Source organism: Brevundimonas diminuta ATCC 11568 (assembly GCF_000204035.1).
In the GTDB taxonomy this organism is placed as follows: domain Bacteria; phylum Pseudomonadota; class Alphaproteobacteria; order Caulobacterales; family Caulobacteraceae; genus Brevundimonas; species Brevundimonas diminuta.
Genome location: NZ_GL883086.1, coordinates 1,002,026 through 1,016,897, shown reverse-complemented (window position 1 = coordinate 1,016,897; position 14,872 = coordinate 1,002,026). Strand labels below are relative to the sequence as shown.

10 protein-coding genes and 1 pseudogene are annotated in these 14,872 nt (G+C 62.8%); 5 read left to right on the top strand and 6 right to left on the bottom strand.

The genetic code is table 11. From position 1 onward, the window contains the following. Positions 1-98 precede the first annotated feature (98 nt). Positions 99-2,288 (top strand): TonB-dependent receptor, encoded by a 2,190-nt coding sequence (locus BDIM_RS08770; RefSeq protein ID WP_003165227.1) that lies wholly within the window; start codon positions 99-101, stop codon positions 2,286-2,288. A 567-nt stretch (positions 2,289-2,855) separates the two neighbouring features. Here the strand turns inward: BDIM_RS08770 and BDIM_RS08765 are convergent. Further along, positions 2,856-3,692: an alpha/beta fold hydrolase gene (locus BDIM_RS08765; RefSeq protein ID WP_003165226.1), complete on the bottom strand. Its 837-nt coding sequence runs from the start codon at positions 3,690-3,692 to the stop codon at positions 2,856-2,858. A gap of 17 nt (positions 3,693-3,709) precedes the next feature. Next, on the bottom strand, positions 3,710-3,904 hold the full coding sequence (locus BDIM_RS08760) for a hypothetical protein (RefSeq protein WP_003165225.1): 195 nt from the start codon (positions 3,902-3,904) through the stop codon (positions 3,710-3,712). Positions 3,905-3,920: 16 nt separating this feature from the next. Between BDIM_RS08760 and BDIM_RS08755 the strand changes: the two are divergent. Beyond that, a pseudogene (locus BDIM_RS08755) lies at positions 3,921-4,539 on the top strand (IS5 family transposase); the annotation flags it as partial. A 360-nt stretch (positions 4,540-4,899) separates the two neighbouring features. Here BDIM_RS08755 and BDIM_RS08750 read toward each other — a convergent pair. After that, positions 4,900-5,256 (bottom strand): hypothetical protein, encoded by a 357-nt coding sequence (locus BDIM_RS08750; RefSeq protein ID WP_040345570.1) that lies wholly within the window; start codon positions 5,254-5,256, stop codon positions 4,900-4,902. Between the two features lie 327 nt (positions 5,257-5,583). Between BDIM_RS08750 and BDIM_RS18585 the strand changes: the two genes are divergently transcribed. Then, on the top strand, positions 5,584-5,706 hold the full coding sequence (locus tag BDIM_RS18585) for a hypothetical protein (RefSeq protein WP_003165222.1): 123 nt from the start codon (positions 5,584-5,586) through the stop codon (positions 5,704-5,706). A 317-nt stretch (positions 5,707-6,023) separates the two neighbouring features. On the opposite strand, the gene BDIM_RS08740 is transcribed toward BDIM_RS18585, so the two are convergent. Beyond that, the gene (locus BDIM_RS08740; protein ID WP_040345568.1) at positions 6,024-6,635 is read right to left on the bottom strand and encodes a TetR/AcrR family transcriptional regulator; all 612 of its coding nucleotides are present in this window, start codon (positions 6,633-6,635) and stop codon (positions 6,024-6,026) included. A 49-nt stretch (positions 6,636-6,684) separates the two neighbouring features. After that, positions 6,685-7,731, bottom strand: a complete 1,047-nt coding sequence (locus BDIM_RS08735; protein ID WP_003165218.1) for a proline racemase family protein — start codon at positions 7,729-7,731, stop codon at positions 6,685-6,687. 504 nt (positions 7,732-8,235) lie between these two features. Between BDIM_RS08735 and BDIM_RS08730 the strand changes: the two genes are divergently transcribed. Together BDIM_RS08730 and BDIM_RS08725 are read left to right on the top strand one after the other, a co-directional pair. Then, a complete protein-coding gene (locus tag BDIM_RS08730) occupies positions 8,236-11,151 on the top strand; it encodes a TonB-dependent receptor domain-containing protein (protein WP_003165215.1) in 2,916 nt (971 codons plus the stop codon). A 19-nt stretch (positions 11,152-11,170) separates the two neighbouring features. Beyond that, positions 11,171-13,237 (top strand): alpha/beta hydrolase domain-containing protein, encoded by a 2,067-nt coding sequence (locus tag BDIM_RS08725; protein ID WP_003165214.1) that lies wholly within the window; start codon positions 11,171-11,173, stop codon positions 13,235-13,237. Positions 13,238-13,330: 93 nt separating this feature from the next. On the opposite strand, the gene BDIM_RS08720 is transcribed toward BDIM_RS08725, so the two are convergent. Continuing rightward, a complete protein-coding gene (locus tag BDIM_RS08720; protein ID WP_040345565.1) occupies positions 13,331-14,851 on the bottom strand; it encodes a tannase/feruloyl esterase family alpha/beta hydrolase in 1,521 nt (506 codons plus the stop codon). Positions 14,852-14,872: the final 21 nt, after the last annotated feature.

The window sequence follows — 14,872 nt, the reverse complement described above, 5'->3', positions numbered from 1 at the left end:
TTTAGACGCTGATAGTTCAGCAACAACGTATCTATCTGAACCCGACGCCTGATATGAATTAGCCTTCAGGCGAGGTGCTGCGTACGACGGAGTATTGAATGCTGTTGTGGCTGCCCTTGGTCAGTCTAGCCGTCGTGGGGCAGACGGAGGTCGCGCAGACGGAGCAGGGCCGCGCCACCGTAGCGAGAGCTGCAGCCGATCAAGCCGCGCGCCAAACTCTAGAAGAACCGGTCAGGGTCGATGACGTGGAAGTTCGCGGTCGCCGCGGCGCAGCCTTGGTCCCGCCCGAGGTCGAGCTGGACGGCGTAGAGATCGACGCCTTGGGCGCTTGGGACATCAGCGAGGTTCTGCAGCGGCTGGGTCAAGCATATGGCGTCGGCGAAGCGCCTATGGTTGTCATCAACGGCAAGCGCGTCGCCAATCCCGGCGCCTTCACCGGTTTCCCACCGGACGCCCTTATTCGGGCCGAGGTGCTGCCTGCCGAGGCGGGGGCCCTTTATGGAGGCGCGCCGGGGCAAAGGGTGGTGAACCTGGTCTTGCAGCGGCAGTTTCGAAGCCATGACGGTCAGGTATCCGGACAGCGGCCGACACAGAGCGGAATGTCGTCGCTGGCAATTGATCTGCGCCGCTCGTCGATTAATGGCGAACGGACCTTGCAGATGGGCGCGCGCGTTTTGCGCGACACCGCTCTGCGGGCCGATGAACGCGATCGAGGGGAAGGCGAGAGGCTTGCGGGTGACGCGGTCACCCTGCGCCCCGGCGTCGATCTGGCTGCGGTGAACCTGACTGCGACGCGTCCGCTCGGCGAATGGTCGTCTGTGGTCAGTTTGAACGGTCAGGCTAGGGAAAGCTCGTCGCGCGTTCGCTTCGGCGACGAGATCGTTGCGAGTCTGAGGCGAAATAACAGCCTGGGCGGAGCTTTCGGACTCAGCGGCGAGGCGAAGGGGTGGCGGGTCCAGGTGAATGCGACTGGCCAGGCGTCGCGAGCGCGCGAGAGCGGCTTTGGCGATACACGTGGTGAAAACCGCATGATGGGCCTGAGCGGATCCGTCGGGCGGACGTTGCTGGAACTGCCCGCCGGTCCCCTGGTCGCCAATTTCAACGGCAATTTCATGGATAGTCGCTCGACGGTCGAGCGCGAACAGGGCCGCGCAACAAGCCGCTTTCAGACTCGGGAGGCGAGGGGCTCTTTGGCCGTTCCGCTGGCCAAGGCGGGCGCGCGTGAAGGCGTGTTGCGGGGCTTAGGCGATCTGCTGGCGACGGTAGGCGGCGGCGTTCGGGACACGGGCGCAGGATCCGGCGATGAGATGAGCGCGGCCTTGACCTGGGTTCCGCGTCAGAAGGTGCGCCTTAATGGCCTCTGGTCCGCTGCGAACGACGGCATTTCGAACAATCTGAGGTCCGAGCCCCTGTATCATGACACGCCGCGAGTAGTGTTCGACTTCCGCAACGGCCAAGCGGTGGAGATCGTACCGATCATGGGAGGAAACCCCGACTTGCGACAGCCGCGCTCGGAGCGTCTTTCGCTGACGACGTCGCTGGGACCGTTCACGCGGTGGAGTCTATCCGCCAACCTGGGCTATCAACGCGACAGGACGACGAACGGGGTCGGCTCCCTGCCAGACCTGACAGAGGATGTCGAAGCGGCCTTTCCAGAGCGATTCCGTCGAGATCTGGATGGGCGGCTGATCTCTGTTGATTATCGCCCGCTTAACTTCGGCGCCAACCTGACGGAAGGCCTGACCAGCAGTTTGAACTTCAATCTGCCGCGCCCCTCTGGGGCTGTTGGCGACGAAGCGACGATTCTGCGGGTGTCGCTAAGTCATAGCTATCGTTTGCGCAACACGTTGTCGCTGGCGAACGGACTCCCTGAGCTGAATCGACTGAAGGGAGACGGGGGCGGAGTGTCGAGGCAGGACGCGCGTTTGCTGATCGATGCACGACGCGGGCGTTGGGCGCTAAACGCTTCAGCGCGATGGCAAGACGGTTATCGCACGCGACGGTTGAGTGGCGCCGATGGGCCGACGGACTTGCTGTTGAAGCCATTCGCATCAATGGATTTGAAGCTGAGTTTTCAGATGGCCTCTACTCGCGCGGCATCCGCCGTTGATGCTGAAGCGATGCGCCGAAGGGCTGGGGGCCTGCAAGTGAGCCTGGAGGTTTCAAATCTGTTCGATGAAAGGCCTCAAGCACATCTAGGTGATGGTGCGTCAGCGCCTGGCTATGGCCGGGATGCACAAGACCCCATCGGTCGCGCAGTGCGGTTAACGTTGCAGCGGCGCTTCTGAACACCTTCAGCGCATTCGCCGCAACACCATTGTCAACGACGAAAAACCGAATCGCCCAAGCTGGGCGCTATCTGCCGCTTTTCGACGAAGTTTTTATGGGGGAAGGATTTCAATCCCCCGAGTGGCTCCGCTTCGCGGAAGCTTTTCGAACTATCTGCCTTCTGCCAAATCGAGAAGTAGGGGCTTTGTTTGAGATGGTACGATTCTTCTATGAGGAACGACGGGAGGCTCCTGATCTCTCATCAACTTGAATCGTGTTCCTCATGCGGGACCGTGTTTGCCGAGGAGGACGCACCGACATTTCTCGCCGGGCAGGATCATCGGCCAATACCAACAAGGACAGCGCCCTCCCGCACCCACAACCTCCCTGGTTATACCGATCTAGGCAACAAAAACCCTGCAAGAGCAGTGTCTTGCAGGGTTTTTGCGTTTCTGTGTCCGCGCAGTGTCTTTGGGCCATTTTCAATCGGTCAGGGGAGCAGCGGGGCGCCGTCCCGAAGGAAGGCGCGCCTTTGCCGGTCCAGTACGGCCACGCCGCGTCCGGAGGGATCATGTGGACGTCGTCCTTCATCCCTTGATGAAAGCCAGGATGTCCGCGTTCACCACGTCGGCGTTCACCGTCAGCATGCCGTGCGAGAAGCCGGGATGGATGATCAGCTTGCTGTTCTGCAGCAGCTTGTCCTGCATGAGGGCGCCGGTCTTGTAAGGGACGACCTGATCGTCGTCGCCCGCCAACACCAGCGTGGGTACGGTGATCGCCTTCAGGTCCTCGGTCTGGTCGGTTTCCGAGAAGGCCTTGATGCCTTCATAGTGCGCCTTGGCGCTGCCCATCATGCCCTGACGCCACCAGTTGTCGATCACGCCTTGCGAGATTTCGGCGCCGGGGCGGTTGTAGCCGTAGAAGGGGCCGGCGGGCACGTCGATGAAGAACTGCGCCCGGTTGGCGGCCAGAGCGGCGCGGAAGCTGTCGAAGACCTCGATCGGCGTGCCGTTGGGATTGTTTTCGGCCTTGACCATCAGCGGCGGCACCGCGCTGACCAGCACGGCCTTCGCGACGCGGCCCTGAGGCTGGCCGAACCGGGCGACGTAGCGCGCCACCTGTCCGCCGCCGGTCGAGTGACCGATGTGGATGGCGTTCTTGAGATCCAGATGCTCGGCGACCGCCGAGGCGTCCGCGGCGTAGTGATCCATGTCATGGCCGTCGCCGACCTGTTCCGAACGGCCATGCCCGCGCCGGTCATGCGCGACGACGCGATAGCCCTGCTGCAGGAAGAACAGCATCTGGTTGTCCCAGTCGTCCGCCGATAGGGGCCAGCCATGATGGAAGTGCATCGGCTGGGCGTCCTTGGGGCCCCAGTCCTTGTAGAAGATGTCGACGCCGTCGGAGGTGGTCACATAGGGCATGGTCTGTCTCCTTGTCGTTATCGGAACGAACCGGCGGCCGTGATCGGCGTCGGCATGTGGAGGACCAACTGGGCGTCCTTGACGACGTCCAACTGGACCAGGGTTGAAGCGCCCAGCCCGTCGAGCAGTTGCGTCAGCAGTCCCCCTTGTCGCTGCAGCGTGATCCCGGACGGCATGACCTTCTGAGCGAAGGACAGGGTGTTCGACTGCACCGAGATCTGACGCCACTGGCGGATGCTGCCGAACGACTTCCCACCCTGGCAAACAGTCTACTGGTGGTTCCGGCGGTTCGTACGTCGACTGCTGTTTCGCACGATCCACGATGTCGCGCTGATGCTTGACCGCGAGCGCGAGAACCGGGAGCAAAGTCCGACCGCAGCGGTCGTCGACAGCCAGTCAATCAAGGCGCCCGCGGCGGAAAAGCGCGGCTTCGATGCGGGCAAGAAAGTCGTTGGCCGCAAACGGCATATCGCAGTCGGGCAGGCTGCTGATGGTGAATCTCACCACCGCAGACATCTCCGACAGCGCCGGTGCCCAGACTATCGTCGCAGCCATCCGAAAGCGTTGGCCCTGGCTCAAGCACCTTTTCGCCGACGGTGCCTATGACCGCACCCGCCTCATGGACGCCGCCGCCTATCGCGACTTCGTCCTAGAGATCGTGCGGCGCACCGATAAAGAGCCCCGCTTCAAGGTCCTCCCCCGGCGATGGGTCGTCGAGCGAACCTTCGGCTGGATGACCCGGTGGAAGCGCCTCGTCCGAGACTACGAACAGCGCCTCGACGTCTCCGAAGCCATGATCCACATCGCCCTCGGAAGCCTCATGCTGCGCAGGATCGTCCATCCTTGAGCATTCTCAAACGGACTCTGAGAATTCTTCTTCGTCGCTCAAGGTGTCGCGCAATGATGCCTTGCAAGTCTCACCGTGCATCTCGAACGTGTAGGATTCGCTCACCTCATCCCAATTCTTCACGGCTGTACGGATGAGCGTCCCACTGATCGTATCATGCTTCTTCTGCGATAACATATCCAGAGAGACTTCGAGAATTGGGCCGACATGCCGCTTTCGATTATGGTCAGCTCGATCTCTGGCCGAATGAGTGTGAAGGCATGGTTCGGGTCTGATGCACCGTTAATGCTCAAAACCGTGAAGTCGGGTTCTCGTCCTGTACCGAGCCGCCAAAACTTATGATTTCAAGCGTTGAAAGGTCTATGTTTGCTCAGGCTCTCGTTGTGATCCCGAAAGGATGTTTCCCAGTGTTTCACTTGTGATCCTGCACCTATCGAGGTCCGCGTCATCATAACGCTCGCCCTCGCCGATTTCGTAGATGTCGAACTCGACACCGGAATTTTGCAATAACGCGACGATGGCTCTCAAGCGCGAAATACCATCATCATAAAACGCGTTGCTGAATAGATCTTCCTGCACGACCGGACGACGACCTGTCACCGCAGCTTTGATGTCGGCAAGGCTATCTCCGGTGAGTTTGTATAGCGAAACCAACAGGGCCGTCGCGATCTCACTGGTGTTCAAGATGATCGCTATGTGAGGAAGGGTGGGGGGCATCCCCTTCCGAGGTCGCCCAGAGGTACCTGGAGAAATGTCGCGAATAGCATCACCGCCAGGGCTGGAGTGATGATAGATTCCCAACTCTCGGTTCCCGGGGCGGCCCAGCCGATCACGGCTGCGCACGCCACGGTCAGGAAATAGATGCCGACCTGCCCGGACTCGAGTCGATCACGAAGGGCTTGTAGCACCATACTTTAAATCCAGTGACAGAAGCGTCCGCCGCTTCTGGTTCCGGCGGCTTGGCTTTGTTGAGGGGAAGCCGCACGCTCTGAACTGGTGGGGGAGGCGGGGGCGGCATTTCAATTATTGGCGAATGATGGGGCGATGGTGGACGAAGATCAAGCGGTGAAGGCGCTTGCCGCCATCTCCAACAAAACGCGCCTGCGCATCGTGCGCTTGTTGATTGTTGCAGGCGCCGAGGGGCTGCGGGCTGGGCTCTATCGCTGACGCGCTCGAGGGCGCGCCTGTGTCGCGCCTGTCCTTTCACCTCGGGCAACTCGAGGCGGCTGGTCTGATCGAGAGCCGTCGGGCCGGGCGCTGGATTATTTACAGCGCGGCTTTCACGCGCTTGTCGGGTCTCTTGGCCTTCCTGATGCGGGATTGCTGTGCTGGCCATTGTGCGGTTTGCGATCGGGCGATTGCACTTTTCGCTCAATGCACTGGGCGCCCTACACGGGCGAGCGGCGGCTGACCGTCTTTACGATATCCGGCCATTTGTCGCGGATGCTCATAATGCTCGTGGGCGTGATACCGTCGAGCGGCCCTCAGATGTTCGGCGGTTTGACGTGGAGAAGGAGCTGCAGAGAAAGGACAAGCTGGGCGCGAAGCGCGTCCTGCCTTGCCGGCGACATATCGAAATCGCCGCCCAAGTCTCGCGCCAGCATGACTCCCCCGATCGTCGCCATGAGCAGCCGAGCGCGAATGTCGGCGTTTTCACCTCCGACCCAGGCTTCGAGCTCTGCGTAGGCGTCAGTCCCGAGTGTAGCGTCGATAATACGACGCGCACGCTCAGAGCCGCTTGAACGGAGCAGGATGTGCGCACCCAGAAGAAGCGGCGTGGCTCCGTCGCCGAAAAGCGCCTCGTCGACGAGTTTTTCGGCGAGGGCGACCCGTTCGCTCCAGCTGTCACGCCAACCGGAATGACAAGCCTTCACGACCTCCGAGAAAAGATCTTCCTTCCCTCCGAAGTAGCGGTTGATCAGGGAAGGATCCACATTCGCCCTGTGGCCTATGGCGCGCACGCGCACCTTGTCGAATCCGTGTTCGGCGAACAGTTCGGCCGCGGACCGAAGCAGCGCCTTTCTCGTGACGTCCGCATCCCTGCAGCGCCCCTCCGCGCGCCCGGGTTGAGAAGGGTTCCGCGCCTTTCTGATCATCGGAGGCGTCTCGCAAGGGCTTAGGGATCGAGTTTGGGGCAGGGCGTGATCATCTGGACAACGCGTTTAGCTTGACGGGCAATTCAAAGCCCCAGGCGAATGGATCTGAAGGTTCGCAGACAAACTCCGAGCGTCCGATGTAATGCGAGGTTCCCTCCACCCTGACCCGTGAGACGATCCCCCGCTCGTCCTCCGAGACTCGCGCCAGGGTCCCGGTGAAGCCCTGGCCGGAGACGCCGCGAATTTCGCAGGATTGGCCTGGCTGCATCTCGCCTCTCGCGGCGCACAGTGCGATGCGCGCCGTTACGCCGCTGCCGGTCGGAGAACGGTCGATTTGCCCCTCGGCGAAAACGCACAGATTGTAGCTCGGCAGCCCGCCGTGATCGCCCAGCGGCGTGTCGTCGGTGAGGATCGTCCCGTAGAGGAAGCCGAGATCGGGTTCTGAAGGATGTCGCACCGGCAGGGTTGCGCGCACTGCATCGGTGATTGCGACGGCTGCCGCCGCCAGTTCGGCCAAGGGCGTGTCCATGAGGGACAGGCCGAGCCTCGATGCGGGAAGCACGGCGTAGAACGCGCCCCCGAAGGCGATGTCGAGTTGAACGGATCCGAACCCGGGCACTTCGACCGCCTGATCCAACTCAGGGCAATAGGCCTCGACGCTTTCAAACGCCACCCGCACCTCTTCGGCGTCTTTCCAGACTTCCACGTCCACCACGCCGCAAGGCGCTTCCAGCTTGAACCTGGCGCGGTCATCCCCGATCCGGACCCGGCCGCTGTCGACCGCCCACCGGCCCAGGGCGAGCGTGGCATGACCGCACATGGTGCTGTAGCCTTCCTGGTGCGTGAACAGCGCGGCGAAATCGGCGTCCGGGTGACAGGCTGAGGTCGGGATGACGCCATACATGTCGGCATGGCCGCGCGGTTCGAGCATCAAGGCGCGCCGAAGGTGGTCATGATTCCGATGCGCGTCGCGTCGCTTTTCGAGAAGGGTCGCTCCGACCAACTCAGGATAGCCCGCTTCCACGATGCGGACAGGTTCTCCGGCCGTGTGCATGTCGAGCGTGCGGAGCGTGACGGCCTCGGTCGGCGCGTTCATATCAATCTTAATCCTTCCTTTACCCTGGTTAGATCGCGGCGGCTCCACGCCTTGATCGGGAGGGGCCGGCCAGATTGCGCCGTTTCAGCGTGCGCCGAAATGGAGCTTGTCGTCGATGAGGAGCAGAATGCGCACGGGCTCGCAACTTTTCTTCCACGATCTGAGAACGACCGAGAGTTGAATTACGATGCTCTCGTCGAGCGGTCCGCCGATTATCGTCAAAGTCGTTCGAATGCGCCTGAGCGCCTGCGCTGGCTGGATTCGTGAGGTGCCCCCGCTCGCCTTTTTGCCCCTTATCCGGGTGATGTCCGCGTTCGGTGCGGCGATCCGATAAGCTTATACCAAAAAAGCATTTGTCCTGATGCAACACGCGTGTTGGCCTTATAAAAGGTCGAGCGACCGGGCGGCGAGATCTCCGAAAGCTTCGATCCAACAAGTTCTATCCGCGTCTTAACAACGCGGTTGATCTGAGCGCGCGACAATAGCGCGCCGTGGGAGGATGACATGAAGCTGCGCCAGAATCTGCTGTCGTCGACAGCAGCCTTTGCAACCGTCTTTTTTGCGTCTCAAGTTTGTGGGCAGGAGGCGGCTTCCGACAGCACTCCGCCGGAGATCGCCGCGCCGGCTGACCAAGCCACCCAGCTCGGTGAAATCGTAGTGACCGGAAGCCGGATTTCGCGACGAGACTACCAGGCGGAGAGCCCTGTCGTCACAGTCGGCAAGGAATTCATCGAGGCGTCCGGAGGGGCGCCGGTCGAGGCCGCGCTGGCGCAGATGCCCCAGTTCACGCCAGGGAACACGTCGACCTCCGGTCAATTGCGCGGGAGCGCGCAGGGCACGGTGGATCTACGCGGCTTGGGCGCTTCGCGGACCCTGGTGCTGCTGGACGGCCGCCGTCTGCAACCCTCCTCGGGGAACAATGTCGTGGATATCACCACCATCCCTCGCGCGCTCATTTCGGGCGTCGAGGTGATCACGGGGGGCGCGTCTTCGACCTATGGATCCGACGCCGTGGCCGGGGTGGTGAACTTCAAGCTCAACCGTCGTTTCGAGGGCTTTCAGATCGACGCTCAATATGGCCTGTCTGGTCAGGGCGACGACGAAACCCTCCGTTTGGATGTCACCGCCGGCGGGGCCTTCGCCGACGGTCGCGGCCATGCGGTCCTGTCGGCGGGCTATGGCCGGCGCGAGACCATCCTGACGGTGGATCGTGACTTCTATCTGCGTCAGCAGACGGCTTCGGCGACCATCCCCCAGGGCCTGTTGCCGGCGTCGGCCAATCGACCGAGCCAGTCTGCCGTAGATATGGTGTTCGCCCAGTACGGAGTGGCGCCGGGAACCGTCCAAGCTACCAGCACCTTCGGCTTCAATGATGACGGCACCTTGTTCGCCACGGGGCGTTCCGTGGTCAACTATCGCGGCCCGGGCGCCGAGATGGGCTTCACCAACAATGGTTCTTCGGTCGGCTTCAATGGGGTCGACACCTACTTGCAGACGCCGCAGACGCGCGGATCGATCTTCGGCGCGGTCGACTACGACCTCACCGACACGGTCAAGGCTCAGCTGCAGTTCAACTATACCGTTTACGATTCAACGACCCAATTGGCGGCGGCGGTGGCGGATGCGACGACCGGTCTCACCGTGCCGGTGACGAACCCCTTCATTCCGGCGGACTTGCGCGCTCTTCTGGCTTCACGACCAGATCCCAACGCTGCGTTCTCGTTTGAAAAACGGACGCTATACGCGGGACCTCGGCGCACCGATCTCAGCTATGGCGTCGGCCAGGTGGTGTTGGGTCTCTCCGGGGCCCTGCCGTATCGCGACTGGTCCTGGCAGGGGCACGTCTCATATGGCCGGACGGACGAGACGCGTCAGTTGACGGGATGGACCTCGCTGTCGGGAACCCAGCAGCTGTTGAACGCCCCAGACGGCGGCGCGTCCTTGTGCGACGGAGGGTTCGATCCGTTTGGTATGACCGCGCTGTCTGCTTCCTGCCTGAACTTCCTGCGGCGTTCGCCCAAGGACACCAGCGAATACAGCCAGACGGACGCCGAACTGAACCTGCAAGGCGGTCTGCTCACCTTGCCGGCAGGCGAGGTGCGATTCGCGGCGGGCCTGTCCTTCCGGCGCAACACCTACGCCTTCAACCCGGATTCTCTGCATATCTCCGGCGACGTGATTTCGCCGAACCAGGCGATGCCGACGCAAGGACGGACTCAGGTGAAGGAAGTTTATGGGGAGGTGTTGATCCCCGTGCTGGCCAATCTGCCTCTGGTCCGGAGCCTGGAGCTTAACCTGGGCTATCGTGTGTCGGACTACGCCGACGTCGACACAGTCTCGACCTATAAGGCGACCGCCAACTGGCGGGTGAACGACCTGCTGGAATTCAGGGGCGGGGTCGCCCGGGCCATCCGCGCGCCGAGCGCCGGCGAACTGTTTGCGCCGTCAGTGAAGACGGCTTCAACCATCGGCTCCACCACCACGGGCGCAGGCGATCCCTGCGATATTCGATCGCGCTATCGTGCAAGCGAAAACGCGGCTTCGGTGCGAGAGCTGTGTCTGGCGCAGGGCGTCCCGGTCGGGCTGATCGACAGCTATGTCTACAACATCAACACGGTGACAGCGACAACCACCAGCGGCCTGAACCTGATCCCCGAAACGGCCGACACCTATGCGATCGGCCTGGTGTTCCGTTCGCCGTTCCAGACGCCCTGGCTGAGCAACATATCCGGTTCCATCGACTATTATGACATCAGCGTCGAAGATGCGATCGGACCGTTGACGATCGGCAGCAGCCTGTCGGAGTGTTTCGACAACAATCCGACTTTTGCGAACAGCAATATCTACTGTCAGCAGATCGCTCGCGACCCGGCGACGGGCGTTATCACTCAGGCGTCTCGCCAGCCCATGCTGAATCTGGCCGCCTTCCGCACCTCGGGCTTTGACATGCAGGCGGACTGGCGCGCGGACCTTGTCGATCTGGGCCTTCCGGATGCGGGCTCGCTCTCGCTCAATATGGTGGCGACCCGCCTGCAGAAGTACGAAACACAGAGTTTCACAGGCGACCCCTTCCGCGACTCCGCCGGCTTCCAAGGGCGGCCCGAGTGGAAGCTGGTCACGACGGCCCGGTATGACGTCGGTGATTTCCAGTTTATGGCGCGTCATCGCTTCATCGACGAGATGAAGGCGACGGCTCGGATCACCAATCCAGCCAATACGACTCCGTCTGCAAAGGCGGCCAGCTATGTCGATCTCGAGGCGCGCTGGTCGCTGAGCGAGGCGACCGATTTACGCTTCGGCGTGATAAACGCCTTCGACCCCGAGCCGGTCACCATCAACGGCACGCCGGGCAGCACCGACGCCACCCTGTACGACGTCATCGGCCGTCGATTCTACGTGGCCCTTCGCCAGACGTTTTGAGCCCAAGGGAAGCAAGCTGATGAAATGCGATACAGCCGCCGTCGCTTTTATGATGGTCGTCGGGTTGTGGACGACGGCCGCGCCGGCTCTGGCGGAACCCGCCTTCACCTTCCGAATTGATAGCCGAGAGACCTTGGCCGGCGAGGATGGAGCCGGCGCGTATCAGGTGTTGAAAGGGGCGGTGATCGGCGAGGTCGACCCGGCGGAAGGCCAAAACGCCATCATTCAGGACCTAAACCTCGCCCCACGCAACGCGCGCGGCTACGTCGAGTATTCTACCGACTTCATCCTCTATGTGCCGGCGGACGGATCGCGTGCGAACGGCGTCCTTCAGTACAACACGCCGAACCGGGGCAATCTGATCCACTATCCGCCCGATCCTCTTTTTCTTCGGCGAGGTGAGGTCATCCTCTACGCTGGTTGGCAGGGCGACGTGCCCAAGACCGGGCCGGAGCGGATGACGCTTACGGCGCCGGTGGCGCGCAATCCCGACGGCTCATCGATAACGGGTCCCTATCGCGCCGATCTGATCCCGACGACAGGCGCTACGGACCTACGACTGCCAGGCGGGCCGTTCAACGGCACGATGAAACCCTATGCCCCGGCCTCCATGGACAACAGCGGACCCGATTACCGCCTGTCGCGCCGGGTGAAATATTCAGACGCTCGTATTCCGATCGCCAACAGCGACTGGGCCTTTGCCGCCTGCGACGCCTCCCACCCTTTTCCGGGCAAGCCGGATCCGACCCGCATCTGCGTCAAGGGCGGCGTCGACCCGAATTCCTTCTACGAGATCATTTACACCGCCCGAGATCCCATCGTTATGGGACTGGGGTTGGCGGCGATCCGCGACCTGGTCTCGTTTCTGCGTTACGAGGATGCGGATCGCGAAGGTTTGGCCAATCCCGCACGCGGCCTGGTTCGTTACGCCATCGGCTCCGGCCGATCGCAGACCGGCAACTTCATGAAGACCTTCATCCATCTGGGTTTCAATGAGGACCTTGGGGGGCGCCGCGTGTTTGACGGCGTTTACTCCCTGGTGGGGGCGCGGCTCACCAATGTGAACGCCCGCTTCTCCATCCCGGGCGGCGGCGGGGGCGCGCGGACGGACTTTTCGGCGCCGGCCCAACTCGGGCCGCGAGGCTTTGCGCCGGATTATGTGGACAATGTCGCGGGCCGGACGGGAGGAATCTTCGCCCGCTGCAGCCTGTCCGACACCTGTCCCAAGGTGTTCATGAGCTGGAGCAGTTCAGAGCTCTGGGCGCTGCAGGGGTCCTCGGGGCTGACCGACGCCTATGGCCTCCGGGACCTGCAACAGCCCGACAATCTGCGCATCTATCTCCACTCCAGCACCCAGCACCGGGACGCCGCGCTGCCGCGCTTCAACCCGGATCGCGCCGCCTATCCGATCGGGCCGCTGGCGACATACATCGACTCTCACCAAAGGGCCCTGTTCCTGGCGCTGGAGGAATGGGTCGTCGACGGACGCGAGCCGCCGGCCAGCCGCATTCCCCGCATCGAGGACGGCACCTTGGTCAGGCCTGATCAACTGCGCTTTCCCGCCATGCGCGGTCTGGTCTGGGACGGGGAGGGCCATAAGGGATCCATCCCGGACTTCGAGTATAGAGGCCTCTATGTCCAGCGTCCGCTTCTGAATTTCGGCCCGCGTTATCGCGCCGAGGACGAGAGCGGGATCATGGATTATCAGCCGCCGCACAATCTCGGACGCGACTATGCGATCCTGGTGCCTCAGGTCGACGGCGACGGTCATGATATCGCAGGCGTTCGCGGAATCGCAATTGAAGCGCCCCTGGGCACCAATCTCGGCTTCAACTATGCCGCCAACCCGGATTTTGAGGATCTGGACAATCTGAACGGCGCCTTCATCCCGTTCCACAAGACGCGCGCCGCCCGGGTGTCTGCGGGCGACGAGCGGCCGTCGTTGGAGGAACGCTATGGCGATCAGGCGGGCTATGTCGCGGCGGTCGAGGCTTCCGCTCGCCGGCTGGTCCAGGCGCGTTTTATGCTTCAGGAGGACGCCGACCGCTACATTGAGAACGCGCGTCGTCATCCCGTCCTGCCTTGATCCTTGCAGGCCATCGGCGCCAAACTTCCGGCGACGCAGAAGCCCGGGCTCGCCTATGCGGGCTCGGGCTTTTCCGTATCCTATTGCGGAGCCTTAGGTCGGGGGGCGGCACTGGTGGCTGGATGCGAGGGCGGGGTCGCCTCGGCCGTCATAGACGGGGACCGCCGGATAAGGGCACAGCGGACGGGTCAGTTCCACCCCGCTGGCCGGCGTGCTGCCGCGATAGCGCGCCGCTACGATGCGCCGGGGAGCGACGCCCTCCTCGACCCATCGCTCCAAAGCGAGGCTCATGTCGTGATCGGCATCGGCGACCAGCGGCATAGAGTTGCGAGTCGAGGTCGAGAAGTTGGTGGCGCCGCCGCCCAGGGCGCAGTGGCCCATGCCGGGGACGAGATACAGTTGGGCGAAGTCGGAGACGTCGCCGCCGGCCGTATCGATCACCCGGTCGAAATAGTCGATCGTGTCATAGGCGGACACCACGGGGTCCTGCCAGCCGATGAACAGGATGAGCTTGCCGCCTCTCGCCCGGAAGGCCGACAGGTCTGGGTTCACCGCGTCCGTCAGCGGCGCCATGGCGGCGCGAATCCGATCCACCCCGGTCGACCAGTCGAAGCTCCACCAGTTCCATTCCGGGTCGTTCAGCGACCAACGGCGGAAATAGTCGATGCGCTGCGGCTCGTCCGGCTTGCGCGGGTTGGCCCAGTAGACGTCCCAGCCCTCGGCCAGACCCTGTCCCTCGACATATTCGCTGCCGACCGGCCAGGCGGGGTAGATGGTCTCGCCCGTGTCCGCGCGCCGGGCGCCTTGACGCATGCCGCTCAAGGCGCTGATCTTGCGATCCGTCAGGCAGGTCGCGGCTTCCTCGCCCGGTCGGCAACGCAGGTCCGCCAGATCGACGGTGCATCGGCGCGGGTCGACCACTATCCCGTCGGCGACGCCGTCCAGGCCGTCGCAGTCGCGAAGCGCCTTCCGGCTGACCAGTTGAAGGTCGGCACGGGTGAGGATCGGATTGAGGTTGTCTCCTGGCGCATGGTTCTGAAGAAATTGCCACAGGAAGCCGAAATTCAAGTTGGTGCGGTTAGCCCCTGGCGCGCCGGCGATGATGCCGTCGAAATCACCAGGATAGCGTTGGGCCGCCGTCAGCCCCTGATGGCCGCCTGTCGAGCAGCCGGAGAAATAGGACTGGCGCGGCGCGGCGCCGTAATAGGTCTGGGTCAGCGCCTTGCCTGCGCGGATGGATTCATGGACTGCGCGATGACCCCAGTCGGCGATGGCCTCGCGATTGTCGAAGCCGAATTCCAGATCGTCGCCCACATGGCCGGTGTCGGTCGCCACCGCGACGTCTCCCCGACGGACAAGATTGCCCATCAGGTTGTATCGGATCGAGGAACTGTAGCCGCCGTTGCCGACCATGTGGATGCGTCCGTTCCAGGCGGCGAGCGGCATCCAGACCTCAAAGCCGATCCGCGACCGATCCGTCGGCTCCGCCACACCCTGGATGCGACACAATGTTGGCAGGTCGCCCACGGCCGCCTGTCCGGGAACGGCCAACTCGCCAGCGGGGACCACGGTCGCCTCGATAACCCGGGCGCCGGGCAGGTGCTGTTCGGCCATGGCGCGGCACTGGGTAGCGCT

Excerpts from the sequence above, each read along its gene's own strand:
- BDIM_RS08770 (WP_003165227.1), top strand. The coding sequence starts at position 99 with ATGCTGTTGTGGCTGCCCTTGGTCAGTCTAGCCGTCGTGGGGCAGACG.
- BDIM_RS08765 (WP_003165226.1), bottom strand. The coding sequence starts at position 3,692 with ATGCCCTATGTGACCACCTCCGACGGCGTCGACATCTTCTACAAGGAC.
- BDIM_RS08750 (WP_040345570.1), bottom strand. The coding sequence starts at position 5,256 with ATGCCCCCCACCCTTCCTCACATAGCGATCATCTTGAACACCAGTGAG.
- BDIM_RS18585 (WP_003165222.1), top strand. The coding sequence starts at position 5,584 with ATGGTGGACGAAGATCAAGCGGTGAAGGCGCTTGCCGCCATCTCCAAC.
- BDIM_RS08740 (WP_040345568.1), bottom strand. The coding sequence starts at position 6,635 with ATGATCAGAAAGGCGCGGAACCCTTCTCAACCCGGGCGCGCGGAGGGG.
- BDIM_RS08735 (WP_003165218.1), bottom strand. The coding sequence starts at position 7,731 with ATGAACGCGCCGACCGAGGCCGTCACGCTCCGCACGCTCGACATGCAC.
- BDIM_RS08730 (WP_003165215.1), top strand. The coding sequence starts at position 8,236 with ATGAAGCTGCGCCAGAATCTGCTGTCGTCGACAGCAGCCTTTGCAACC.
- BDIM_RS08725 (WP_003165214.1), top strand. The coding sequence starts at position 11,171 with ATGAAATGCGATACAGCCGCCGTCGCTTTTATGATGGTCGTCGGGTTG.
- BDIM_RS08720 (WP_040345565.1), bottom strand. The coding sequence starts at position 14,851 with ATGGCCGAACAGCACCTGCCCGGCGCCCGGGTTATCGAGGCGACCGTG.